The 24,878-nt window shown below is 71.5% G+C and carries 21 protein-coding genes; 14 read left to right on the top strand and 7 right to left on the bottom strand.

The window, feature by feature from the left end; translation table 11 throughout:
* Positions 1-122: 122 nt before the first annotated feature.
* The 6 genes from ACFWU3_RS25355 to ACFWU3_RS25330 all read right to left on the bottom strand — a co-directional run bounded on the left by ACFWU3_RS25355 (position 123) and on the right by ACFWU3_RS25330 (position 7,000).
* Positions 123-2,162 (bottom strand): ATP-binding protein, encoded by a 2,040-nt coding sequence (locus tag ACFWU3_RS25355; protein ID WP_384441890.1) that lies wholly within the window; start codon positions 2,160-2,162, stop codon positions 123-125.
* A 173-nt stretch (positions 2,163-2,335) separates the two neighbouring features.
* Complete coding sequence (locus ACFWU3_RS25350) at positions 2,336-2,728, bottom strand: nuclear transport factor 2 family protein (protein WP_384441887.1); 393 nt, start codon at positions 2,726-2,728, stop codon at positions 2,336-2,338.
* A 108-nt stretch (positions 2,729-2,836) separates the two neighbouring features.
* Positions 2,837-4,078 (bottom strand): cytochrome P450, cyclodipeptide synthase-associated, encoded by a 1,242-nt coding sequence (locus tag ACFWU3_RS25345; RefSeq protein WP_384441884.1) that lies wholly within the window; start codon positions 4,076-4,078, stop codon positions 2,837-2,839.
* Positions 4,079-4,329: 251 nt separating this feature from the next.
* Positions 4,330-5,340, bottom strand: coding sequence for a hypothetical protein (locus ACFWU3_RS25340; protein ID WP_384441881.1), 1,011 nt, complete (start codon positions 5,338-5,340; stop codon positions 4,330-4,332).
* Positions 5,337-5,678 (bottom strand): PadR family transcriptional regulator, encoded by a 342-nt coding sequence (locus tag ACFWU3_RS25335; protein WP_328860723.1) that lies wholly within the window; start codon positions 5,676-5,678, stop codon positions 5,337-5,339. The genes ACFWU3_RS25340 and ACFWU3_RS25335 overlap by 4 nt, the downstream gene beginning before the upstream one ends.
* A gap of 131 nt (positions 5,679-5,809) precedes the next feature.
* On the bottom strand, positions 5,810-7,000 hold the full coding sequence (locus tag ACFWU3_RS25330) for an MFS transporter (RefSeq protein ID WP_384441878.1): 1,191 nt from the start codon (positions 6,998-7,000) through the stop codon (positions 5,810-5,812).
* Between the two features lie 88 nt (positions 7,001-7,088).
* Here ACFWU3_RS25330 and ACFWU3_RS25325 point away from each other — a divergent pair, with 88 nt between their 5' ends.
* The 6 genes from ACFWU3_RS25325 to ACFWU3_RS25300 all read left to right on the top strand — a co-directional run bounded on the left by ACFWU3_RS25325 (position 7,089) and on the right by ACFWU3_RS25300 (position 15,099).
* Positions 7,089-8,048, top strand: a complete 960-nt coding sequence (locus ACFWU3_RS25325; RefSeq protein ID WP_384441999.1) for a LysR family transcriptional regulator — start codon at positions 7,089-7,091, stop codon at positions 8,046-8,048.
* Positions 8,049-8,200: 152 nt separating this feature from the next.
* Complete coding sequence (locus ACFWU3_RS25320; protein ID WP_384441875.1) at positions 8,201-8,884, top strand: hypothetical protein; 684 nt, start codon at positions 8,201-8,203, stop codon at positions 8,882-8,884.
* Between the two features lie 69 nt (positions 8,885-8,953).
* Complete coding sequence (locus tag ACFWU3_RS25315) at positions 8,954-11,077, top strand: glycosyltransferase (protein WP_384441872.1); 2,124 nt, start codon at positions 8,954-8,956, stop codon at positions 11,075-11,077.
* A complete protein-coding gene (locus ACFWU3_RS25310) occupies positions 11,074-12,213 on the top strand; it encodes an acyltransferase (RefSeq protein WP_384441869.1) in 1,140 nt (379 codons plus the stop codon). The genes ACFWU3_RS25315 and ACFWU3_RS25310 overlap by 4 nt, the downstream gene beginning before the upstream one ends.
* 106 nt (positions 12,214-12,319) lie before the next feature.
* On the top strand, positions 12,320-13,672 hold the full coding sequence (locus tag ACFWU3_RS25305; protein WP_384441866.1) for a nitrate/nitrite transporter: 1,353 nt from the start codon (positions 12,320-12,322) through the stop codon (positions 13,670-13,672).
* Between the two features lie 113 nt (positions 13,673-13,785).
* Positions 13,786-15,099, top strand: coding sequence for a uroporphyrinogen-III synthase (locus ACFWU3_RS25300; protein ID WP_384441863.1), 1,314 nt, complete (start codon positions 13,786-13,788; stop codon positions 15,097-15,099).
* On the opposite strand, the gene ACFWU3_RS25295 is transcribed toward ACFWU3_RS25300, so the two are convergent.
* Positions 15,048-15,605 carry a DUF1772 domain-containing protein gene (locus tag ACFWU3_RS25295; RefSeq protein ID WP_384441860.1) on the bottom strand — a complete coding sequence of 186 codons (558 nt, stop codon included), beginning with the start codon at positions 15,603-15,605 and terminating at the stop codon, positions 15,048-15,050. The two genes, ACFWU3_RS25300 and ACFWU3_RS25295, sit on opposite strands and share 52 nt — an antisense overlap.
* 81 nt (positions 15,606-15,686) lie before the next feature.
* Between ACFWU3_RS25295 and ACFWU3_RS25290 the strand changes: the two genes are divergently transcribed.
* The 8 genes from ACFWU3_RS25290 (at position 15,687) to ACFWU3_RS25255 (ending at position 24,712) form a co-directional block, all read left to right on the top strand.
* Positions 15,687-16,223: a GNAT family N-acetyltransferase gene (locus tag ACFWU3_RS25290; protein ID WP_384441857.1), complete on the top strand. Its 537-nt coding sequence runs from the start codon at positions 15,687-15,689 to the stop codon at positions 16,221-16,223.
* A gap of 152 nt (positions 16,224-16,375) precedes the next feature.
* The gene (locus tag ACFWU3_RS25285; RefSeq protein WP_384441854.1) at positions 16,376-17,641 is read left to right on the top strand and encodes a serine hydrolase domain-containing protein; all 1,266 of its coding nucleotides are present in this window, start codon (positions 16,376-16,378) and stop codon (positions 17,639-17,641) included.
* A gap of 107 nt (positions 17,642-17,748) precedes the next feature.
* Entirely contained in the window at positions 17,749-18,354 is a 606-nt protein-coding gene (locus tag ACFWU3_RS25280) for a CGNR zinc finger domain-containing protein (RefSeq protein WP_384441851.1), read from the top strand.
* Between the two features lie 141 nt (positions 18,355-18,495).
* The gene (locus ACFWU3_RS25275) at positions 18,496-19,083 is read left to right on the top strand and encodes a sigma-70 family RNA polymerase sigma factor (RefSeq protein ID WP_313946057.1); all 588 of its coding nucleotides are present in this window, start codon (positions 18,496-18,498) and stop codon (positions 19,081-19,083) included.
* Positions 19,080-19,913 carry an anti-sigma factor family protein gene (locus tag ACFWU3_RS25270; RefSeq protein WP_384441848.1) on the top strand — a complete coding sequence of 278 codons (834 nt, stop codon included), beginning with the start codon at positions 19,080-19,082 and terminating at the stop codon, positions 19,911-19,913. Before ACFWU3_RS25275 ends, ACFWU3_RS25270 begins: the two co-directional genes overlap by 4 nt.
* A gap of 62 nt (positions 19,914-19,975) precedes the next feature.
* On the top strand, positions 19,976-22,363 hold the full coding sequence (locus tag ACFWU3_RS25265) for a HelD family protein (RefSeq protein WP_384441845.1): 2,388 nt from the start codon (positions 19,976-19,978) through the stop codon (positions 22,361-22,363).
* 359 nt (positions 22,364-22,722) lie between these two features.
* Positions 22,723-24,147, top strand: a complete 1,425-nt coding sequence (locus ACFWU3_RS25260; RefSeq protein WP_384441842.1) for an NAD-dependent malic enzyme — start codon at positions 22,723-22,725, stop codon at positions 24,145-24,147.
* A gap of 283 nt (positions 24,148-24,430) precedes the next feature.
* Positions 24,431-24,712, top strand: coding sequence for an HU family DNA-binding protein (locus tag ACFWU3_RS25255; RefSeq protein ID WP_004571953.1), 282 nt, complete (start codon positions 24,431-24,433; stop codon positions 24,710-24,712).
* Positions 24,713-24,878 lie beyond the last annotated feature (166 nt).

Raw genomic sequence — 24,878 nt, 5'->3', positions numbered from 1 at the left:
TGACTGTCCAGTGCTGTCCGCACCTGTCCACCGGGGCCCGGTCCGGCGCACCCGGCACATCCGGCGGCCTCAGCCCGCGGCGGCCCCGGCTCTCACGTCTGCGCCGGCCTGCCCGTGCGCTCTCACGTCTGCGTCGGCAGCGTGCGCCGCTCGTCCCCGTCGGGGCCGTGCAGTTCCCACTGCCACAGCGCCTCACAGAGCAGGTCCAGGCCCTGCCGGAGATGGCGGCGGTAGGTGCCGTAGGGGAGGCCGAGACGGCGGGCGGCGGCCTCCTGGGTCGGTGCGCCGGAGAAGTACCCCGCGGTCAGGGCGTCGCGGGCGCGCACCCCCCGCGGGTCGCGGGCGAGTTCGTCGACGGCCTGGCGCAGCAGGGCGCGCAACTCCTCGACGGGTTCCTCCAGATCGGCGGCGAGGCGGGCGCGCATCAGCGCACAGGCGGAGAAAGGGCCCGCATCCCGCCAGTGCGCCAGGGCCTCGCGTACGGCCTGGTCGAACGTCGCGCGCGAGATGCCCGGCGGCCCGGACCGGGCGGGCACCTCGGTCGCCGATATGAAGCGGTGGAGCCAGGACTCGACGGGCTCCTCGCGCCAGTCGACGCAGAACACGCCGTAGGTGTGCTCGCCCACGCGCGGCCGCGCACCGGTGTCCGCGAGGGTGCCCTTGACGCGTACGGCCCAGGTCTCGGCATCCTGGAAGACGGCGAATCCGTATGCGCGTCCGCGGGCACGGGCCGCTTCCGCCTGGGCCCGGGAACTGCTCAAGTCGATGACGCGCGAGGGGACCTGGTACCGCTCCGGGTAGACCGAGAAGCGGCTGATGCCGATGTGCTCGCCGGGGCCGACGGGTGCGGTGGCCTCGGTGTGGGCCCAGGCCGCCGCGACGACCGGGTCTGCGGCCAGGTCCTCGGGGTCCGGCGGTGCCGGCAGGACGAGCCGGGCCGTGAACGCGACGATCCGGCCCGTGCTCACGAGACGGTAGACGCTGAACGCCTGCGGCTGGCGCCGCGCCCAGTGGCGGACGACGTCCGCGGAGGCGGGTCCCTCGGTCTCCTCGGTCATACGCAGGACGACATCGATGTCATCCGGCTGAAGGGGCCGGTCGTGCACCTCGTCCTCGCGGGACCAGGTGCGCAGCCGCGCCAGGGTCTCCATCTCCTTGAAGAGGTAGAAGAGTTCGTCGGTGACGGTCCACACACGCTCCTCGGGTGCCTCGCGCAGCAGGCGCAGATACTCGTCCGCCAGTCGCTGGCGCATCGTCACGAAGGCATGGGGCGCCCGCCAGCGCAGATCGGCGGCCAGCGTCTCGCGCGCGGCGTCGTGCGGGTGGAGCCCGCGGTGCGCGGACTCCATGAAGGGCAGGTCGCGGAGCCAGGAGAAGAGCAGGTGGGCGTCTTCTTCGGGCAGGACCGAGGACAGCAGTTCCTCGGACGTGGAGTGGGCCTGCGCCGCCACCTCCAGCGCCCGGCGGTGGGCCGCGGTGGGCACCTCGCCGATCAGCCCGGCCAGCAGCGTGCGCAGGACGTCGGCGGAGGGAGCCCAGATCTCCTCCTTGCTCCAGCCCGCTGGCCCCGAGCCCGCGGCGGCGGCGAGGGACAGGGCCAGTGGGTTGCCTCCGGCGAAGCGGAGCACCCGGTCACGCAACTCGGGCCTGAGCTCCGCCGCGGCCAGCAGGCTGCGGGCCTGCTCCTCGGCGAACGGCTTCAGTTCGGTGACGTGCAGGACGCCCGCCCACGCGGGATCGGCGCTCCACTGCGCCTGCGGCGGGAGGCGCCCGGCCAGAACGGCCAGGGCGCCGTCCGCGGCGCGGGGGAGGAAGTGCTGCCACAGCCAGCTCTCGAGCCACTGGCAGTGCTCGAAGGAGTCGACGGTCAGGACCGTGCCGGGGACTTCCAGGAAGGGGGCTGCGGCACGCTCGAAGTCGGCGGGGTCACGGCTGACGAACCGGCCGTCGAGCGCGACGGACGACCGGCCTGCGGTACGGGCCTGGTCCGCCAGGCGCCGCACCAGGGTCGACTTGCCGATGCCGCCGGGCCCGTACGCGTAGAACACGAGGGGCGCGTGCGGATCGCCGGTCAACGCCTGTGCGAACCGGTCGAGTTCCTCTTCCCGGCCGATGAAAGCGCGCCCTCGCGCGCTGCTCAGTCTTTCCCCGACGGACCCCATGACGGTTCCCCACCTCGCTTTTTCGGTCTTCGGTGTTTCCGCGTGCCGCGTGCCGCTTGTTCCGGCGTTACCGGTGTTTCCGGTGTTTCCGGTGTTTCTCGTGATTCCCTCCGGGCGACGGCCGTTCCACGCCGCCGCGCCGTGGGGTCCTGCCACAAGCTCTCGGGCGTACGTCAGTCGACGCGGCCCAGATTCTCGTCGTCGGGGTGGCCGGTGAGCAGGAGAGTCGTTTCCTCGACGCGTCGGAAGCGCCCGTCGGGGGCCAGTTCGGCGAAGAGGTACACCTCGGTCCGGGAGGTGCGGCCGTTCTCCTGGGTGAGGGTGACGGTGTGGCGGTCGGCGTAGCGCAGGCCGTCGCGGAACTCGTCCTGGACCTCGATGCGGCCGCTGCGCACCAGGGAACGCAGACGGGTCATGTGCTGGGTGAAGGCGGCCCGGTCGCTCCACACGCCGTCGGTGCGCTGGCGGTAGTCGGGCGCGAAGTGCCGGTCGATGGCTTCGGTGAGGTCGAGCCCCGGGGTGAACAGCAGGTCGTTGATGGCTCTGGTGATGTCGGTCGGTGTCACGGGGGGTCTCTTCCTGGAGGGGGGTGGCGGTGCTGTGCGGGCCCGGCTCGGGGAGCCGGGGAGGGCCGATCGCCGGCCGGCGCGCCGGGCGCCGGTCCGGGGGCGCTGTCACGCGGGGCGCGGGACGCCTTCGTGGACCGGGGTGAAGTCCAGCGACAGGGATGCGGGGCCGCGGGTGTACAGACCGGTCTCCCGGTAGACGAAACCGGGGCTGAAACGCACCCGGTCGAGCAGCGGGAGGAGCATCCCGGCGACGGTCTCGATCTCGGCGCGGGCGAAGGCCGCACCGACGCACTGGTGGAGCCCGGTGCCGAAGGCCAGATGCTGGGCCGCCGCGGTGAACGAGCGGGCGGTGCCCAGGTCCGGGCGGTGGATGTCGAAGGTGTCCGGGTCGCCGAAGGCGTCGGGGTCGCGGTTGGCCGCGCCGATCATGCAGAAGACGGTGGCGCCCGCCGGAACGGTCGTACCGGCGAACTCGGCGTCCTTCTCCGTCGAGCGGGGGATGAGCTGGACCGGCGGGGTGTACCGCAGGGTCTCGGCGATCGCGGCGGGCAGCAGAGACGGGTCGCCGCGGACCTCGGCCAGCTGCTCGGGGTGGTCGACGAGATGCTTGACGAGCAGGGCGAGGGTCTTGTCGGCGGGCTCGGTGGAAGCCGCCAGGACATTGATGATCAGCGCGGTGACCTCGCGATTGCTCATGCCGATGCCGTCGAACTCGGCGGTGCACAGCGTCGATATGAGGTCGTCGCCGGGGTCGCGGCGCCGCTGCTCGATGATCGGGACGAGGTAGGCCTCCAGCTGCTCGGCACAGTCCAGACAGTGCCGGCGGCGTTCCGGGGTGAGCGCGATGCCGGTGATGAACTCGGCGACCCCGCTGTGCCAGTCGGCGATCTGCTGCCAGTCCCTCTTGTCCAGACCGAGGACGTCGAGCGTCACCAGGACGGCCAGGGGCTTGCCGAAGTCGTTGACGAGATCCACCCGGCCGCGGGGAAGGAACGGCGCGACGAGTTCCGCGGCGTTGGCGTGGATGGCGCGTACGTGGTCCTGGAGGGCCTTCCCGGTGAAGCCCCGGACGACGATCTTTCGTTTGGCGGTGTGCTCGGCCCCGGTCATCTGGGCGAGGACCGGTCCGCGCATCACCGGCTCGGCGCGCACCTGCAACGTCTCGGTGCTGAAAGCCGGATGGTCGGTCAGCACCCGCTTCACGTCCTGGTGGCGGGAGAGGAAGTAGCTGTCGATCCCCGGCTCGTAGTGCACCGGATGTCGTTCCCTCAGCCCGGCGAAGAACGGGTAGGGATCGGCGGCGAAGTCGTCGGACAGAACACTGAAGCCGGACTCGGCTCTGAGCATGGCAGGAGTTCTCTCGGGGGGAGGAGACAGGGAGGGGACGGGCGTCCGCGCGCCGGGGCGTCGAGCCCGGGGGCGGGCGCCGACGTTCCTGGACCGCGAGGGTCCGGCAGCGGGAACAGACCGGACGCCGTGACGGCTCCCAACCATGGTCGGACCGGCGCGCCTTGGCCCGGAGGTCCGGCCCTGGGGGCGGGCCGGTCGACGGGGTTCCTGGTCAGTGGACGCCGTCGGCACCGATTCCCGCGGAGCCGTCAGTGGTGTTGACGACGGGGCGAGTCGTTGCGTTGCCTGCGCACCAGAGGAAGAGCGACGAGCGCCAGGCTCACGGCGAGTGCGCCGGCGGCGAGGGCGGTCTGCCAGAACGGGCCGCCGGAGGCGAGATTCGCCACCAGATAGCCCGCGAGGATCACGGCGAGTATCGCGTTCTGGATGTCGCCGCGCTGCCACCACCGCGGGCGCGGAGACTCCTCTTCGGACAGGCGCAGCGCGTACAGCTCGACGGGCCCGAACTCCTCCTCGGGGGTGTGGTCGACGGCGGCGAGGTGGTCGGCGGCCTCCCTGGTGAGTTCCGCGGCGCGTGCGCGCGGCACGGCGTGGCGCTCTTCGAGCAGCTGGGGCAGCCGGCGGAGCCACTCCTCACGCCCGCTCGTGCTCTGTGTGCCGGTCCGCTGCTGCATCGTTTCTCCTTCAGGGTCTGCGGTGTCTTTGTCCTGCGTGGCCCACCCGAGCAGCACGAGGCCCAGGAGGCACAGGGCCGGGGTGGGCAGATGGCCGGTGGTCTCGCGGGAGAGGGTGGTGAAGGCCGTCGCGGCCAGCACCGTCGCGGCGGCCACGAGCACGCGTCCCGCGGTGCGGAGCCGGGAGCGCGTGGCGGTGGCCGCGAGGTGGCCGCCCGCCAGGGCGGCGGCGACGAACGACGAGCCGACCAGCCCGGCAGGGGTCAGGGACAGCGTGAATCCGTCCATGGCCCACAGACCGGCACCCGCCACCAGAGCGGCCGTACCGATCGGGACGAGTGCGGTGCGGATCGTCGCAGCGGGCCGGACGCGGTGACGAAGCCGTTCCTCGGGCGGGAGGCGTTCACCGACCACGGTGGCCGCGTACGCCTCCGGTGCGCCGAAGGCTTCCTCGGGGCTCTCGCCGCTGTCCGCGCAGTGCTGCGCGACTTCGGCCAGCACCGTGTCCGCGAGCGTGCTGTCCACCGACTGTGCGGCCAACGCCAGTCGAAACCGTGCGTTCCACCGGGTCGTCTCATCCGTCATTCCGGCGCCTGCCTGCTCTGGGCGAGGAGTTGTTCCATCGCGTCGGAGAACTGCTTCCAACTGGTGGTCTCTTCACGCAGCCGGTCCCGCCCCGCGTCGGTGAGCCGGTAGACCTTGCGCCCGGGGCCGCCCTCACCGGGCTCCCACCGCGCCTCCACCACGCCGTCGGTCTCGAGCCGGCCGAGCACCGGGTACAGGGCGCCGCCGCGGATCGTGCCGAAGCCGCGGGCGGCCAACTCCTGTACCAGCGCGTACCCGTGCCGATCGCCGTCGGCAAGCACGGCGGCGAGCGCCAGCGGGAGTACGCCCCGCAGCCAGCCCGACTCCACAGCGGCCATCTATAGTCAACTCTGCTCTCTACTCCGTGAGTTCGACTAGTTCGTTCTCAGACTAGTGAACCACGGGCCGGCGCCGGAGCGACACCCGTCCCGGGAAACCGGTGGGCGGCGTGGGCGGAATGCCCTGACTTCTACGGCAGCCGGGCCTTCGCCGCACCTGCTCCTGCCGTGCCGGCCAGCAGCAGCGCCAGCGCGGCCGCGCACACCGGGATCGCGTACGCGTACGCCGCGCCCGCGTGCTCGACCGTCCAGCCCGCCGTGGCCGAGCCGGCCGCGATGCCGCCGAGGATCGCCGTGACGGCGAGCGTCATGCCTTCGTTGAGACTGCTCTCGGGAGTCATCCGCTGGACCAGGGACATTCCCGTCACCATCGTCGGTGCGGTGGCGGCGCCCGCCAGCAGCAGAGCCGCCGCGAGAACGACGGCGGATCCGGTGCGGGCCGCCAGCAGGGGCAGCGTCATCAGAGCGGTCATGGCCGCCAGGCAGGCGGTGAGGCGGCCCGGCAGGTTCCCGGCCGCCCGGACCGTCCCGTAGAGCAGGCCCGCGGCGCAGGAACCCGCCGCCTGGAGGCCCAGCAACAGTCCGGCCCGGGGGCCGTCGAGGACGGCGAGGGTGCTGACCTCCAGGGCGCCGAAGACCATGCCGGTGGCCAGGAAGACCGCGAGCAGGGAGGCCATCCCCGGGGCGCGCAGCGGGGATCGCGCGCCGGGGGTGCGCGCGGAGACCGGCGGTTCGGTGGAGCGCTGGGCCGCGAAGATCAGGACGCCGGTCAGCAGCAGGACCGCTCCGGTCAGCGTGCCCGCCTCCGGGAAGAGGGCCGAGCACAGGAGGGCGGCGATGACCGGGCCGAGCATGAAGCAGAGCTCGTCGGCGGCCTGTTCGAAGGAGTTCGCCGTGTGCAGTGCGGCCGCGTTCTCGGGCGTGGGCTCCCGGTGGATGTGGGCCCACCGGGCACGGGACATGCCGCCGGTGTTGGGGGTCGTGGCGGTGGCGGCGTACGCGGCGAAGAGTGTCCAGTCCGGTGCGTCGAAGCGTATGCACAGCAGGAGGGCGAGCGAGCCGAGCACGGCGAGGGCGGTGGCGGGTACGGCCACGCGGGCCTGCCCGTGGCGGTCCACGAGCCGGGCCGTCCACGGGGCGACGAGCGCGGTGGCCGCCAGACCGGTCGCGGTGACGGCGCCGGCGAGCGCGTAGGAGCCCCGCGATCCGGCGATCATGATGACCGCGCTGACGCTGAACATCCCCATGGGGAGGCGGGCGAGGAGATTTCCGGCGGTGAAGGCGCGGGCGCCCGGGGTCGCGAAGAGTCTGGCGTACGGCATGGAACCACCATCGCCGCAGGTCAGAGCGGGGTCCAACACCTATGAGGGGTCGATTGACGCACCGGCGTTGTAAATTCGCCCGGTGCCCATGGACATCGAACCGCGGCTGCTGCGCGCCTTCGCCGCCGTCGCCGACGAACTGCACTTCACCCGCGCCGCGGCCCGGCTGTACGTCGCCCAGCAGGCGCTGAGCCGCGATGTCCGGCGACTGGAGCGGGAGTTGGGGGCCGTGCTGTTCGTACGGAGCACCCGGCGGGTGACGCTCACGGCCGACGGCGAACGCCTGCTGCCCTACGCGCGGGCCGTCCTCGCGGCGCACGACGAGCTGAGGGCCGCCTTCGCCGCCGCCGACCGGCCGCTGCTCGTGGACCTCAACAGCGAGGGCATGGTGTCCGGCCGCATCCTGGCGCGGGCGCGCGAACTCGCCCCCGAGTGCGAGCTGATGGCCCGCTTCGAGAGCGGACTGACCGGTGCCGCCGCCGAGATCGTCGACGGTCGTCTCGACGTCTCCTTCGGGCGCTTCGCCGGACTCGAAGGCCCGGTGCGGGCGCTGCTGTCCCATCGCATCGTCCGGTACGAACCGCTGGGCGTCGTCCTGCCGCACGATCATCCGCTCGCCGCGCGCGAGCAGGTTCCGCTGGACGCACTCGCGGGGGAGACCGTCTACGCCGGTGCGGGCAACCCCCGGACCCTGGAGTGGACGGACCTCGCACGGCATTTGTTCGCGGGCCGCGGGATCGCGCTCGCGCCGCCCGCTCCCCTGGCGGTGGGTGTCGAGGAGTTCCGCCGGGTGATGGCGAAGACCCGCAATCCGGTCCTCGCGGTGGTGGACTTCCCGGCCGTGGCGGGCACGGTGATGCGCCCGATCGTCGACCCCGTTCCGCTGTCGCCGCTGTCGATGGTGTGGCGCAGGGGAACGCGCCATCCGGGCGTGAATGCCCTGCATGCGGCGGTCGACGAACTGGGCGCGCGGGAGGGCTGGCTGAAAAGAGAGGCTTCGGAATGGTTGCCGGAGTGCGACATCACGCTCATGTGTGACAACAACTGACAGAAGCGCCCGTTCGGTACCTCGTGTGGGCTACGTTCGTCCCTCCGGATGCGGTGCAACAGAGGGCGCTCGGGGCGGGTGGGGACCCAGGCCGAGATCACGACATACGTCCGCGCATCCGTATTGAGCCAGTGGGGGATGTGCGCACAGCTGTGGAAAATTGGCAAGAAGATGTTCTTACCGGGCATACGCATGAGCCGAACGAGGTCACCGTCCAACTGGACGGACTCGGCCGAAAACTGGGGGAGCCCGCGACCGAACCGCCCGTCCAGGAAGGCTCGGACGGCCCGGTGTTCGTGGACGAGAGCGGCCGCAGAAGCAAGAAGTTCCGCCGTGCCGGCTGGGTGCTGGCCGCTGTCTGCGCCTGCTACGCGGTCACCCTCGTGACCGCGCTCGTCGGCGGCAGCTCCACCGCACCGTGGCTGCCCGGCATCAGCCAGTTCGCGGAGAGCAAGAAGAAGGAGAAGGTGGAGGTCGAGCCCGCTCCCAGCGAATCGGTCCCCGCGGGCGACGCCCCCGGCTACCGTCCCGGAGCCGCGGCGCCCACCGACTCCACCGGTGCCGTACTGCCGCGGCGGCCCTCGGGCACGGCGTCGAGCGGCGCCCCGAAGGGGGTTCCGGTGGCCCCCGGCGTCAAGGCGTCGGCCCCCGCCCCCGCCAAACCCTCCGCCGGCGGCGGCGTTCCCGCACCCGGCGGCGGTCCGTCGCCCAGCGCCTCCCCGGGCGGCGGCGACCCCGTGCCCGAGCCGGTGGCCAGCCCCGTCGACCCCTCGCCCTCTCCCTCCGCGCCCACGAGCCCGCCCGCCGAACCCCCCGCGCAAGAAGGCGCTCGATAGATGACCCGTCACGGCAGAGGGGCCCCGCAGCGGCGGAGGCCCCGGTCCGGCGTTCGCCGGCGACTCCCCATGCGCTATCTGCTCCCCGTGGTCTTCCTGATCGCGCTGGCGGCCATGCTGATGCTGCGCGGCTATGTGCACAGCGAGATCCTCGCCGACCACCGTGTGCGGCCACCGGCCCCGTCCGACCAGGTGCCGCAGAAGATCCTCGGCGGCGGGCCCGTCATCGACGTACGCGACAAGGCCGACCCCAAGGCCCTGACCGTGCCCGACCGCAAGCTGGTGCTCACCTTCGACGACGGTCCGGACCCGGTCTGGACGCCCCGGGTCCTCGACGCCCTGAAGGCGCACGACGCCCACGCCGTCTTCTTCATCACCGGCACCATGGCATCCCGCTACCCCGACCTCGTCGAGCGGATGGTGCGGGAGGGCCATGAGATCGGGCTGCACACCTTCAACCACCCCGACCTGGCCTTCCAGTCCACCGACCGGATCGACTGGGAGCTCTCCCAGAACCAGCTGGCGCTCGCCGGTGCGGCCGGTATCCGCACCTCCCTGTTCCGGCCGCCGTACTCCTCGTCCTCCGAGGCCCTCGACAACAAGTCCTGGCCGGTCGCCCAGTACATCGGCAGCCACGGCTACATCACCGTCTTCAACAACACCGACTCCGAGGACTGGAAGCGCCCCGGCGCCCAGGCCATCCTCGACCGGGCCACGCCCCCCGGCACCAAGGGCTCGATCGTGCTGATGCACGACTCCGGCGGCGAACGCTCGCAGACCGTCGCCGCGCTCGAACGGCTGCTGCCGCAGATGAAGGCCAGGGGCTACACCTTCGCCAACCTCACCGAAGCGCTCGGCGCTCCCAGCGCCCACACCCCCGTCACCGGCGCCGACCTGTGGAAGGGCAAGGCGTTCGTCGCCGCGGTCGCCGTCTCGGAGAACACCACCGGTGTCCTGGTCGCCGGGCTCGCCGTCATCGGCGTCCTGGTCCTCGCCCGGTTCGGCCTGATGCTCCTTCTGTCGTTCGCGCACGCCCGCAAGGTGCGCCGCCGCAGCTTCCGCTGGGGCCCGCCGGTCACCGAACCGGTGTCGGTGCTGGTCCCCGCGTACAACGAGAAGGAGTGCATCGAGAACACCGTCCGCTCCCTGATGGCGAGCGACCATCCCATCGAGGTCGTCGTCATCGACGACGGGTCCGCGGACGGCACGGCCGATCTCGTCGACGCCATGGCGCTGCCCAATGTGCACGTCGTGCGCCAGGCCAACTCCGGCAAACCGGAAGCACTCAACAACGGCATCCGGCACGCCCGTCACGACCTCATCGTGATGATGGACGGCGACACCGTCTTCGAGCCCTCCACCGTCCGCGAACTGGTGCAGCCCTTCGGCGACCAGCGCGTCGGCGCCGTCGCCGGCAACGCCAAGGTCGGCAACCGCGACACCCTCATCGGCGCCTGGCAGCACATCGAGTACGTGATGGGCTTCAACCTCGACCGCCGTATGTACGACGTGCTGCGCTGCATGCCCACCATCCCCGGCGCGGTCGGTGCCTTCCGCCGCGAGGCGCTGGAGCGCGTCGGCGGTATGAGCGAGGACACGCTCGCCGAGGACACCGACATCACCATGGCCATGCACCGCGACGGCTGGCACGTGGTCTACGCGGAGAAGGCCCGCGCCTGGACCGAGGCGCCGGAGAGCGTGCAGCAGCTGTGGTCGCAGCGCTACCGCTGGTCGTACGGGACCATGCAGGCGATCTGGAAGCACCGGCGAGCCCTCGTGGAACGCGGCCCGTCGGGCCGCTTCGGCCGGGTCGGACTGCCGCTGGTCTCCCTCTTCATGGTGCTCGCACCGCTGCTGGCCCCGCTGATCGATGTCTTCCTGCTCTACGGACTCGTCTTCGGGCCCACGCTGAAGACGGTCGCCGCGTGGCTCGGCGTCCTCGCCGTCCAGGTCGTCTGCGCCGCCTACGCGTTCCGGCTGGACGGCGAGAGGATGATCCATCTGATCTCGCTGCCGCTCCAGCAACTGCTCTACCGCCAGCTGATGTACGTCGTGCTGCTCCAGTCCTGGATCACGGCCCTGACCGGCGGCCGGCTGCGCTGGCAGAAGCTGCGGCGCACCGGAACGGTCGAGGCGCCCGGCGCCGTACCCGCTCCGCGGCGCAGCGACGAGAACCGGAGGCCGGTCGGATGACTCCCTCCGTCACCGGGACGACGCCCGCGCACGCCGCTGTTCCGGCCGAGGCACCGCCCTCCGGCCGGGACCGCTACTTCGACCTGCTGCGCGCGCTCGCCCTCTTCCGCGTCGTGCTCTACCACCTGGTGGGCTGGGCCTGGCTGCCGCTGCTGTTCCCCTCCATGGGCGTGATGTTCGCGCTCGCGGGCGCGCTGATGGCCCGCTCGCTGGAGCGTCCCGCCCTCCAGGTGATCCGCAGCCGGGTACGCCGCCTGCTGCCTCCGGTGTGGGTGCTCGGCGCGGTCTGCGGCACCCTCATGGTGGTCGACGGCTGGCGGCCCGGGCCGTCCGCGGTGTTCTGGATCCTGCCCCTGAGCGACCCGCCGTTCCTGGCCGCCGAATGGGCCGCGGACATGGCCGAGCCGCTCTGGTACCTGCGTGCCTATCTGTGGTTCGTCCTGCTGTCGCCCCTGCTCCTGCGGTTGCTGCGGCGACTTCCCTGGCCAGCGCTCCTCGCACCCGTGGCCCTCTCGCTCCTGCTGAGCGTCGGAGAGCTCCCGCTGCCCGCACGGATCGACTCGGCGGCCACCGACTTCAGCACCTTCGGCGCCTGCTGGATGCTCGGCATGGCGCACCAGGAGGGCCTGCTCGCCCGGCTGCCGCGCTATGTCATCCCCTCCCTCGCCCCGGTGCTCCTCATGCCGGCCGGCCTGTGGTGGGCCACCCGTCACGGCTTCGGCGAGCCGGGGGTGGAGCTGGACGGCATCCCGACCGCACAGGCCCTCTGGTCGCTCGGCGCGGTCCTGCTGCTGTTCCACTTCAGCCCGTCGTGGCAGGAGTGGCCGCGGCGGCTGCGCCGCCTCGACCGGGCGGTCACCCTGCTCAACTCCCGTGCCGTGACCGTCTACCTCTGGCACAACGTGTGCATCCTCGCCGCGGCGACGCTGTGGGACCGCATGTGGTCGCTCGACGCGCTGAGCGAGGGAGCGCCGTGGCTGCTGGAGAGCTGGGTGCCCGTCCTGCTGCTCGCCTGGGCACTGATCGCGCTGTGCATCCTGCTGTTCGGCCCCGCCGAGGACATCGCGGCCAAACGGAGGCCCCGGCTGTGGCCTAACGGCACCCCGCAGCGCAGGCGCGGCTCACACACGCGCTGACCGCCGGGTGAGAGCAAGGTTGCGCACCGGTCACCTGCTGCCATCGGGGCCGAAACGCGCCGTCCCTAGCGTCGCCTCCACGACCCGACACCCGTGGAGGCGCGTCATGGCAGGCCGGTGGATCGAACAGTGGGACCCGGAGGACGAGACCTTCTGGCGTACGACGGGGGAGAGGACCGCCCGGCGCAATCTCGTCTTCTCCGTACTCAGCGAGCACATCGGGTTCTCCATCTGGACCCTGTGGTCGGTGATGGTGCTGTTCATGGGACCCGAGTACGGCGTCGACCCGGCGGGGAAGTTCTTCCTGATCGGCACGGCCACCCTGGTGGGTGCCGTGATCCGGGTGCCGTACACCTTCGCGGTCGCCCGGTTCGGCGGCCGGAACTGGACGGTCTTCAGCGCCCTGATGCTGCTGCTGCCGACCGGTGCCGCGTACGCGGTGATGGAGCCGGGGACCTCCTACGGCACCTTCCTCCTCGTCGCCGCGCTCACCGGCGTCGGCGGCGGCAACTTCGCCTCCTCGATGACGAACATCAACTCCTTCTTCCCGCTGCGGAAGAAGGGCTGGGCCCTCGGCGTCAACGCCGGCGGCGGAAACATCGGGGTGCCGGTGGTGCAGCTCGTCGGGCTGCTGGTCATCGGGACCGCGGGCGCCGCCCATCCGCGCATCGTGCTCGGCGCCTACATCCCGCTGATCGTCGTCGCCGCCGTCTGCGCGGCCCTGTGGATGGACAACCTCGCGCCCGTGAAGAACGACACGGGCGCGGCCAGGGAAGCCGTCCGGGACGGTCACACCTGGATCATGGCGTTCCTCTACGTCGGCACCTTCGGCTCGTTCATCGGCTACAGCTTCGCCTTCGGCCTCGTCCTCCAGACGCAGTTCGGGCGCACTCCGCTCCAGGCCGCCTCCCTCACCTTCATCGGACCGCTGCTCGGCTCGCTCATCCGGCCGGTCGGCGGGGCGCTCGCGGACCGCTTCGGCGGGGCGCGGATCACGCTCGGCAACTTCCTCGCGATGGCCGCGGCCACGGGCGTGGTCGTCACCGCGTCCGTGCAGGAGTCCCTGCCGGTCTTCCTCGTCGGCTTCATCGCCCTGTTCGTGCTCACCGGGCTGGGCAACGGCTCGACGTACAAGATGATCCCCGGCATCTTCCAGGCGAAGGCGCTGGCGAAGGGCATGACGGGCGAGGCGGCCGCCGCCTACGGCCGGCGGCTCTCGGGGGCGTCGATGGGGCTCATCGGTGCCGTGGGCGCGCTCGGCGGCCTCGGTATCAACCTCGCCTTCCGCCAGTCGTTCCAGAGCGCCGGCACGGGCACCGCGGCCTTCGTCTCCTTCCTGCTCTTCTACGCGGTGTGCTCGGTCGTGACCTGGGCGGTATACCTTCGCCGGCCCGCGTCCGCGCCGGTGGCCACCGAGGCGCCCGAGGCGGAGCCGCAGCTCGGATACGCGCGGGTCTGAGCCGGACACGTCCGTAACGGCGGGGAAATACCGGCGAACCGAGCCTGTCACGCACCCTTGACAGGCTCGGTCGCCTCATCCGCGCAGGATGGGCGGCAGAGTGGGGACACCGGATGCACGACCAGCAGGATCAGAACGAGCAGCAGCAACAGAACGAGCAGGAGCAGCACGGCCGGCCGCAGACACCGGGCGGGCCGCAGGCACAGCACGACGGGCAGGAACAGCGCGACCGGCAGACGCGCCGCGACCGGCAGGCACCGGGCGACCGGTCGCAGCAGTCCCAGGACCCGCGGCGCTCCGTCCACGGGCCCCTCGCCGGCTTCACCGTCGGCGTCACGGCCGCCCGCCGTGCCGATGAACTCGGCGCGCTGCTGCACCGCCGTGGCGCCACCGTCCTGCACGCTCCCGCGCTGCGGATCGTCCCTCTCGCCGACGACGCGGAACTCTTGGCAGCCACCAAGGAGTTGATCGACCACGCCCCCGATGTCGCCGTCGCCACCACCGCGATCGGCTTCCGCGGCTGGGTGGAGGCCGCCGACGGCTGGGGGTACGGCGAGGAGTTGCTGGCCTGTCTGCGGGGTGTCGAACTGCTGGCCCGCGGCCCGAAGGTGAAGGGCGCCATCCGCGCCGCGGGTCTCACCGAGGAGTGGTCACCGGCCTCGGAGTCCATGGCCGAGGTGCTCGACCGGCTCCTCGCCGAAGGAGTCTCCGGCCGCCGGATCGCGCTCCAGCTGCACGGCGAACCGCTGCCCGGGTTCGTCGAGTCGCTGCGGGCCGCGGGCGCCGATGTCGTCCTCGTCCCCGTCTACCGCTGGATGCCCCCGGAGGACCTGGCCCCCGTGGACCGGCTGCTGGACGCGATCGTCGCGCGCTCCCTGGACGCCGTCACCTTCACCAGCGCGCCGGCCGCCGCGTCGCTGCTCTCCCGTGCCGAGACGCGCGGACAGCTCGAACCGCTGCTGCACGCACTGGAACACGATGTGCTGGCCGCCTGCGTGGGCCCCGTCACCGCGCTGCCGCTCCAGGCCCGCGGCATCCCGACCATCCAGCCCGAGCGCTTCCGGCTCGGTCCGCTGGTGCAGGTGCTGGGCGCCGAACTGCCGTCGCGGGCCCGTGCGTTCCCGGTCGCCGGACGCCGTCTGGAGATCCGTGGCCACGCCGTCCTCGTCGACGACGAGCTGCGGCCCGTGCCGCCCGCCGGAATGGCCATGCTGCGGGCCCTTTCCCGGCGCCCCGGCTGGGTCGTCTCCCGCGCCGATCTGCTCGGCACCCTGCCCGGCGCCGGCCGGGACGAGCACGCCGTCGAGACCGCCATGGCCCGGCTGCGGACCGCACTCGGCGTGCCCAAGCTGATCCAGACCGTCGTCAAGCGGGGCTACCGGCTCGCGCTGGACCCGGCCGCGGACACCAAGTACGGCGACGTCTGACGCATCAGGGTGCTCGCCCAGCACAGGCACCCCAGGGCGGCGGTGTTCAGCACCCCGCGCACGATGTTCCAGGCGACCCACGGGTCCTCGTACGCGTCCCGCACGGCCGCGGGGTCGGCGATCCGTGCCGGATCCCCGGCCGCGACCAGCTCCTCGTTGAGCGGCACACTCATCAGCACGGTCGACAGGAACGCCGCCGAGTACAGCACCAGCGCCGCGAGTACCCAGGGGCGCAGCGGGGACCGCCACTGCTGCCGGGCGGCGATCGCGGTGAGGACGAGCGCACCCAGGAACACCAGGAAGAAGAGGGGGTTCTGGATCACGTCGTCGACGTTCTGCATCACCTCGATGTACGTCCGGTCGTCACTGCGGGCGAGCGCCGGCATCACCGATATCGCGTAGGCGAACCAGATCCCCGCCACCAGACCGGTGGTCGCCGTCGCCGCCGCGAGGACCGCTCGGCCGCCGCGGCCTCCTGACCTGTTCTCCGTCGTGTTCTGTGTCATGTGACCAGTTCAGCGCGGGCGGCCCGGACTCTCCATGGGCGAGCGTCGCAGGAGCATGTCCGGGCGTCTACGGTACGCAGGATGAGCGATGACCTTCCGCGTCTACTGCCCGACGGGCCGGACGCCGCCCAGCGCCTCGCGGGACCCGTGGCCCGCGCCCTGGCCCGCAACCGGGCCCATATGCGCCCCTGCGAGCCGATCCGTCCCGAGCTGTTCTACACGGCCGAGGGGCAGGCCGCCCGGCTGGCACCCGATCCCACCACCCGGCGATGGCACTTCCACGAGGGCACCCGGATCGTCGGCGGGCTCACGCTCTCCGGCATCGCCCTCGGGCCGTTCCGCAGCGCGCAGCTCGGCTACTGGATCGACGCCGAGTTCACCGGCCGCGGACTCGCCACCCGCGCGGTCGAGGAGGTGTGCCGGGCCGCCCGCGAGGACCTGGGCCTGCACCGGGTGGAGGCGGACACCCTGCTCGACAACGCCGCCTCGCAGCGGGTGCTGGCCAAATGCGGATTCGAGCGGATCGGCATGGCCCCGAACTACCTGCACATCAACGGCGCATGGCGCGACCACCTGCTCTTCCAGCGGATCCTGCACGACGACCCGCCGCCACTCTGACGGAGGCGTGCGGGCGACACGCACGAGGGATTCATCTCCCGGCATGCAACCCGATCGGCGGGCCGGCGCGTACAAGTGGTGCCGACGTCGCGTCAGTGGCTCGGCCGGCAACGGACGTTGCTGTACGCAATCGGACATGGGAGAAGAACCTGATGGTCGCAGGCATGGTGGGCAGAGGTACGGCGCTGGGCGCGGCCCTGCTGTCCCTCCTCGCAGTCCCCGCACCGACCGCCTTCGCATCACCGGCGGCCCCTGCCGCGGTCGGCGTGGCACCGGCGGCACCGGCAGGCGCGGCGGCTCCCGCCACGACGATGCCGGCGCCCGACCTGACCGCCCTGCGCGAGGCCCTGCGCTCGGCCCTGGCGAAGGGCGCCCCGGGCGCGATGGCCCGGATCGACGACAACGGCGCGGTCCGCCGTCTGACCGAGGGCGTCGCGGACAGGGCCACCGGCCGGGCGATGAACACCGACGACCGCTTCCGCATCGGGAGCGTCACCAAGACGTTCACCTCGGTGGTCGTGCTCCAGCTGGTCGACGAGGGCCGCCTGGATCTGGACACGTCGGTGAACACGTATCTGCCCGGACTGCTGCCGGACGACCGGATCACCGTGCGCCATCTGCTCAGCCACCGCAGCGGGCTGTACGACTACACCGACGAGATGTTCGCCAAGACCGTCCCGGGCTTCGAGGCCGTGCGCAACAAGGTGTTCAGCCACCGGGAGCTGGTGAGGCTGTCGCTGCGGAAGCCGCTCACCGTCGACCCCGGCACGACCCACGCGTACTCCAACACCAACTTCGTCGTCGCCGGGATGCTCGTCGAGAAGGCCACCGGTCACACCCTGCAGGCCGAGTACCGAGACCGGATCATCAAGCCGCTGAAGCTGACGGACACCTTCTACGTCCACCCCGGCACCGCGATCCCCGGCCGTCACGTCAAGGGCTACCTCCGGCCCGACGAGGCGGGCGCACCGCTCGTGGACTCGACCCGGCAGACCGCCTCCTGGGCGCAGAGTGCCGGTGCCATGATCTCCAGCACCCACGACCTGAACACCTTCGTCTCCGCCCTGCTGCGCGGGAAGCTGATGTCGCCGGCCCGGCTGGCACAGATGCAGGAGTGGGTGCCGGTCAACAGCACCCAGGGCTACGGGCTCGGGCTGCGCCGCCGTGATCTGTCCTGCGGTGTCTCCGTCTACGGGCACACGGGCACCGTCCAGGGCTACTACACGTACTCCTTCACCTCGAAGGACGGAAAGCGGACCATCACCTCCGCCGCGAACACCTCCAACACCAGCGATGTGTTGAATGTCATGCCGCTGACGCTGGAGGCCGCCTTCTGCGGCAAGAAGCCCGCCGCGGCGCGCAGCGCGACCCCGGTCGAGCGCCATGAGGACGTCGCGCCCTCGCTCGTCCGCGACTGAGGTCCCGGGTGCGGCCGGACGGACCAGAACGAGGGGTTCCGGCCGCACGTCCGGACGGGCACTCTGGTGGGGACACCCGGCGGTGACCCCGAGGCGGTGACAGGCGCATGACCGCAGGCGCGACCGGTACGGCGTCGTACGACTGGCGGTTCGACTCAGGGCGCCTCTGCCTGGACCTGATGGCGACCGCGGAGGCCGAGCCGGGCGAGGGCGAACCGCTGGCCGGAGCGGGCCGGCTCGGCCGCTGGCTGACCGGCGCCGGACTGGTGCCGGCCGGCACGGGCGGGGGTGACGCGGACGCCCACTGGGTGGACCGTTTCGTCGAACTGCGCGGCGCGCTCAGTCAGTTGGTACGCGCCGAGATCGACGGCCGGTACGCGGAATCCGCGCTGGAGCGGGTGAACATCCTGGCCGCGGCCGGCGCACCGCCCGCCCTCCGGGCCGTCCGGGACGCCGACGGCACGCTCGTACGGACCCTGGGCTCGGCACCCGACTGCGCCTCCCTGCTCGCCGCGATCGCCCGCGACGCCGTGGAGTTGCTGACCGATCCGGCGGCCAGGGCGGGGCTGCGGCAGTGCCAGGGCGAGAGCTGTCGCCGGGTCTATCTGGACACCTCCCGCGGCCGGCGCCGGCGATGGTGTTCCAGCGAGGTCTGCGGCAACCGCGAACGGGTCGCCCGGCATCGGCGCCGGGCCTCCGTGGCCCGGGCCTGACGCCGTATAACGTCCCGAACCGGACAGCTGAAAAGATCTTGAAAGTTTTTCCGCCACCCGTTGAGTGATCCTCCTGTGTACCCCGTAGTGAAGGGGGACAAGCAGCCAGCCGAAAAACAGGGTCTCGACCGGGAGGTTCAGGTGCGCAAGGATGCCGCCGTGGCCGATGACCGTCCGCAGAGGGCACGCCATCGAAGCGATAAGCCACGCACCGACTCCTCAGCACCTGATGAGGAACTCATGCGCGCGCTCTATCGCGAACATGCGGGTCCTCTGCTCGCCTATGTACTGCGCCTTGTTGCCGGCGATCGCCAGCGTGCCGAGGACGTGGTGCAGGAGACGCTCATCCGTGCCTGGAAGAACGCCGGTCAGCTCAACCGAGCAACCGGCTCTGTCCGACCCTGGCTGGTGACGGTCGCACGCCGCATCGTCATCGACGGTCACCGCAGCCGGCAGGCCCGGCCGCAGGAGGTCGATCCGTCGCCGCTGGAGGTCATGCCTGCGGAGGACGAGATCGACAAGGCGTTGTGGCTGATGACGCTCTCTGATGCACTCGATGATTTGACGCCCGCCCACAGGGAAGTCCTTGTCGAGACGTATTTCAAGGGGCGCACGGTCAATGAGGCTGCCGAGACTCTCGGCATACCCAGTGGGACGGTGCGGTCCCGGGTGTTCTACGCACTCCGTTCCATGAAGCTCGCACTGGAGGAGAGGGGGGTCAGGGCATGACCATGCACGAGCAGGAATCCGTCCACGATGCCGTTGGCGCGTATGTGCTCGGCGTGCTCGACGACGCTGACGCCGCCGCCTTCGAGATGCATCTGGCCGGCTGCCAGATCTGCGCCGCCCACCTCGAGGACTTCTCCGGTATGGAGCCCATGCTGGCGATGCTGGCCGAGGCCCCCGCCCCGGGACCGAGCAGCAATGTGGTGAATCTGCCGGGCATGCGGAGCATGCAGCCGCCGGGCTGGATGGACGCCCCGCCGTCGCGGCCCGTTCCCGTCGTACCCGCTCCCCCCAGCCCCAAGGTGCTGAACGGCCTGCTGGACGAGGTCGCCGCCAAGCGGGCGGCCAAGCGCCGGCGCGGGATGTACCTGGTCGCGGCCGCCGCGGCCCTGATCATCGGTGGCCCCGCCGCGGCCGTCGTGGTGACGGCGGACGACACGGGCAGCACCCAGGCCCAGCCGCACTCGACGTCCCCCGCCGAGGACGCCTTCGCCCACATCCAGGACAAGGTCGACCACACGGACGCGACGACCAAGGTCAGCGCCGCGGTCGGCATGGAGAAGAAGGCCTGGGGCACCCACACCGTTCTGGAACTGAAGAACGTCAAAGGGCCGCTCAAGTGCAATCTGATCGCCGTCTCCAAGACCGGCGAGGAGGAGATCGTGACCTCCTGGGCCGTTCCGGAGTGGGGCTACGGCATTCCCGACAGCACGAACCCGGCCGGCAAGAAGCCGCTGTACGTGCACGGCGGAGCGGCGATGGACAGTAACGACATCGACCACTTCGAGGTCCGTACGTTCGAGGGCAAAAAGCTGGTGGAAGTCGAGGCCTGACAGAAACGCCCCCTTCGCATAGGGTTGACGGCTGCCCAGTGCACGTCAGAAGGGGGCCCTCGGTGGCCGCGCAGGAAGCCGCTGTCGACTCTGTCCGGGACCGGGAAATCGGTGTCGAACAGGAACATCTGGACCAGGTGTACCGCCGCCTCGAGGAGAAGATCCACGAGGCGGAATTCCTGATGCACGACGCCGCCAAACGCGGCCAGGTCGGCACACCGGGTGCTCTCGCCGAACGGGATGCCCAGGTCTTCCGGGCCGGCATCCACCTCAATCGGCTCAACAACGAGTTCGAGGATTTCCTCTTCGGACGGATCGACCTGCTGCTCGGCAAGGACGGGCAGAAGGGACCCGACGGGGCGTACACCTCGGTGGAACCCGCGGACGACGCGGTGGGCGCCGACAACACCGCCGACATCGCGGAGACCCTGCACATCGGGCGTATCGGTGTCCTCGACTCCGACTACGCGCCCCTGGTCATCGACTGGCGCGCGCCGGCCGCCGCGCCCTTCTACCGCTCGACCCCGGTCGACCCCGGCCGCGTGGTGCGCCGCCGGGTGATCCGCTCCAAGGGCCGCAAGGTCCTCGGGGTCGAGGACGACCTCATGAGACCCGAGCTCACCGCGACACTCGACGGCGACCGGCTCCCGGTGATCGGCGACGGCGCGCTGATGGCGGCGCTCGGCCAGGCCCGCAGTCACACCATGCGGGACATCGTCGCCTCCATCCAGGCCGAACAGGACCTGGTGATCCGCGCGCCCGCCGCGTCCGTCACCTACGTGGAGGGCGGCCCCGGCACCGGCAAGACCGCCGTGGCGCTGCACCGGGCCGCCTATCTCCTCTACCAGGACCGCCGGCGCTACGCGGGCGGCATCCTGATCGTCTCGCCGACCCCGCTGCTCGTCTCCTACACCGAGGGCGTGCTGCCCTCGCTGGGCGAGGAGGGACAGGTCGCCATCCGCGCGGTGGGCCATCTGGTCGACGGCGCCGAGGCCACGGCGTACGACGAACCGGCCGTGGCGCGCGTCAAGGGCTCGTCCCGGATGCTGAAGGTCCTCCGCCATGCCGCCCGAGGCGCCCTGGAACTCTCCGGACCCACGGCCCCGCGGAACGGCAACGGCAGTGGCCGCGCGAACCGCAACGGGCAGCTGGCCTTCGGCGAGGAGCAGGAAGCGCCGACGGGCCCGCCCACGCGCCTGCGGGTGGTCGCCTTCAACCGCCGGCTCGAACTCGAGGCCGAGGAGCTCGGTCGCATCCGCCACAACGTCCTCGGCGGCACCACCCCGGTCAACCTGCTGCGCCCGCGCGCCCGCAGGCTGCTGCTCGACGCCCTGTGGGCGAAGTCCGGGGCCGGCTCCCGGCACACGGATCCCGAGCTCGCCGCGGAGCTGCGGTCCTCCTTCGACGAGGACATCACCGGCGAGGACAGCTTCATCGCCTTCCTGGACGCGTGGTGGCCCGAGCTGACCCCGCGCCGGGTGCTCGTCGCCATGGCGGACGAGCGAAGGCTGGGCCGCTGGGCCCGCCGCGTGCTCAATCCGGGCGAGGTGCGCCGGCTGGCGCGCTCGCTGCGCAGGCTCGGGCCCGAGGGCCAGGGCCCGCTGTCCGTGCACGACGTGGCGCTGCTGGACGAGCTGCAGACCCTGCTCGGCTCCCCGGCACGCCCGCGCCGCAGGCGCGAACTCGACCCGCTGGACCAGCTCACCGGTCTGGAGGAGCTGATGCCGCAGCGCGAGGAGACCCAGCGCGAGCGCGCCGAGCGGCTCGCGGCGGAGCGCGAGGAGTACGCCCACGTCATCGTCGACGAGGCGCAGGACCTCACCCCCATGCAGTGGCGGATGGTCGGCCGGCGCGGCCGGCACGCGACCTGGACGATCGTCGGCGACCCGGCCCAGTCGTCCTGGTCGGACCCGAACGAGGCCGCCGAGGCGCGCGACGAGGCGCTGGGCAGCCGCCCGCGCCGGCGTTTCCAGCTCACGGTCAACTACCGCAACCCCGCGGAGATCGCGGAACTCGCCGCCAAGGTGCTGGCGCTCGCCATGCCCGGTATGGAGTCCCCGTCCGCGGTGCGCTCCACGGGCGTCGAGCCGCGCTTCGCGGTCGTCCGGGGCGACGACCTGGCCGGCGCCGTCCGGGAGGAGGCGCAGCGCCTGCTGGACCGCGTCGACGGCACGGTCGGGGTGGTGGCGGCCATGAACCGCCGTGCCGAGGTGGCGCGTTGGCTGGAAGGGCTCGGCGAGCGGGTCGTGGCGCTCGGCTCCCTGGAGGCGAAGGGACTGGAGTACGACGCGACGGTGGTGGTCTCCCCGGCGGAGATCGCGGACGAGTCCCCGGCGGGTCTGCGGGTGCTGTACGTCGCGCTGACCCGTGCGACGCAGCAGCTCACCGTCGTGTCGGGGCGCCGCGACGACCCGGACGCGGACGGGGTCCCCGACCTGCTGCGGGATTGATCCGCGGTCAACTCGTCGTAGAGGAATCACCTTCGGGGAGTCTTTGTTAGCCTTGTCGTGACACCGGCCCGATCCAAGCCCCCGGGCCCAACCTTCGTCGCTCAGAGCGACCACTTGCCGCGAGGCGAGCATGGCGGGTCGGTGTCACTTACGCCACATCGGAAGAGGCCCACGCCCCCTCGGGGACGTGGGCCTCTTCTGTTTCCCCTGAACTTCTCGTATGGTGGAAAAAGCTTTCCGAAAACTAAAAGACCAGTATTACCTGCTACCCGCAGGTAGGTGCGACCATCGGAAGGCGTCGCCGGGCAGTAGCCACGGCCGCATGGCAATGAAGCTAGGGAAAGCAGAGGAACCCGGTCATGGCAACGGCGCCCAGCGTCTCGTACTCGATGACGGTCCGGCTGGAGGTGCCCGCGAGCGGAACCGCGGTCTCCCAGCTGACCACGGCCGTGGAGTCCTCCGGCGGCTCCGTGACCGGCCTGGACGTGACCGCCTCCGGCCACGAGAAGCTGCGGATCGACGTGACGATCGCGGCCAGCTCCACCACGCACGCCGACGAGATCGTCGAGGAACTGCGCGAGATCATCGGTGTCGTCGTCGGCAAGGTGTCCGACCGTACGTTCCTGATGCACCTCGGCGGCAAGATCGAGATGCAGTCCAAGCACCCCATCCGCAACCGTGACGATCTCTCGATGATCTACACGCCGGGTGTGGCGCGGGTCTGCATGGCGATCGCCGAGAACCCCGAGGACGCCCGCCGCCTCACCATCAAGCGCAACTCCGTCGCCGTGGTCACCGACGGCTCCGCCGTCCTCGGCCTCGGCAACATCGGGCCGATGGCCGCGCTGCCCGTGATGGAGGGCAAGGCGGCCCTGTTCAAGCGGTTCGCCGGCATCGACGCCTGGCCGCTGTGCCTGGACACCCAGGACACCGACGAGATCGTCGCGATCGTCAAGGCGATCGCCCCGGGCTTCGCCGGCATCAACCTGGAGGACATCTCCGCGCCCCGCTGCTTCGAGATCGAGGCGCGGCTGCGGGAGGCCCTGGACATCCCCGTCTTCCACGACGACCAGCACGGCACCGCCATCGTCGTGCTGGCCGCGCTGACCAACGCGCTGCGCGTGGTCGGCAAGGAGGTCGGTGACGTACGGGTCGTCATGTCCGGTGCGGGCGCCGCGGGTACGGCCATCCTGAAACTGCTGATCGCGGCGGGTGTGAAGCACGCCGTCGTCGCCGACATCCACGGTGTGGTGCACGCGGAGCGCGAGGACCTCGTGGGCGCGGCCCCCGGCTCCGCGCTGCGCTGGATCGCCGACAACACCAACCCCGAGGGTGTCCGCGGCACGCTCAAGGAGGCCACCGTCGGCGCGGACGTCTTCATCGGCGTGTCGGCCCCCAACGTGCTCGGCGGCGAGGACGTCGCGGCCATGGCGGACGGCGCCATCGTCTTCGCGCTCGCGAACCCCGACCCCGAGGTCGACCCGGCAATCGCCCGTCAGACGGCGGCGGTTGTCGCCACCGGCCGCTCCGACTTCCCGAACCAGATCAACAACGTGCTGGTGTTCCCGGGCGTCTTCCGCGGTCTGCTGGACGCTCAGTCCCGCACGGTCAACACCGAGATGATGCTCGCGGCCGCGACCGCGCTCGCGGACGTCGTCACCGAGGACGAGCTGAACCCGAACTACATCATCCCCTCCGTCTTCAACGACAAGGTCGCGGGGGCGGTCGCCGGTGCGGTGCGCAGCGCGGCGAAGGCTGTGGGGGTCACCTCCGGCGCGTCGTGAGTCGCGGGGCCCCGGCCGCCGCTCTAGGGTGGCGGACCATAGCCCGGCGGCTCCAGGGAGTCTCCAGCGAGTGGACGGAACGTCACCACGACGAGGCAGTGGCGCTTTTCGTGTGACTCTGGAGGGTGCCGGATTGGCTTTCCCGCCGTTGGTGGGGGCAGGATGCGTAATCGGGCGCGAGGGTCTGGAACTGCAGACCCGGGTCCGGGGACTGTCCGAGGGCCCTGGCAGCATCGGCTTCGATCTCACGCCTGACAGGCAAGAAGAACACGGGAGTAAGAACATGAACCGCAGTGAGCTGGTGGCCGCGCTGGCCGACCGCGCCGAGGTGACCCGCAAGGACGCCGACGCCGTGCTGGCCGCTCTCGCCGAGACCGTCGGCGAGGTTGTCGCCAAGGGTGACGAGAAGGTCACCATCCCCGGCTTCCTGACCTTCGAGCGCACCCACCGTGCCGCTCGCACCGCTCGTAACCCGCAGACCGGCGACCCGATCCAGATCCCGGCCGGCTACAGCGTGAAGGTCTCCGCGGGCTCGAAGCTCAAGGAAGCCGCAAAGGGCAAGTAACCCCTGGGTCGTGGGGGGGGGGCCGTGGGCCGGTGGGGGGGCCCGCCCGGGGGCAGCAAGGGGGGGGGGCCGGCCCCGGGGGGGGGGGGCGCCCCCCACGCGGGTGGGGGGCGGGACGGCGCCCCCGGGCGGGCCCGGGGCGGCGGGGGTTTGATAAGGGCTGCGG

The sequence above is a fragment of the Streptomyces sp. NPDC058685 genome, assembly GCF_042714725.1.
In the GTDB taxonomy this organism is placed as follows: domain Bacteria; phylum Actinomycetota; class Actinomycetes; order Streptomycetales; family Streptomycetaceae; genus Streptomyces.
The sequence above is the reverse complement of the archived record's forward strand: the minus strand, read 5'-3'. Positions and strand labels throughout refer to the sequence as shown.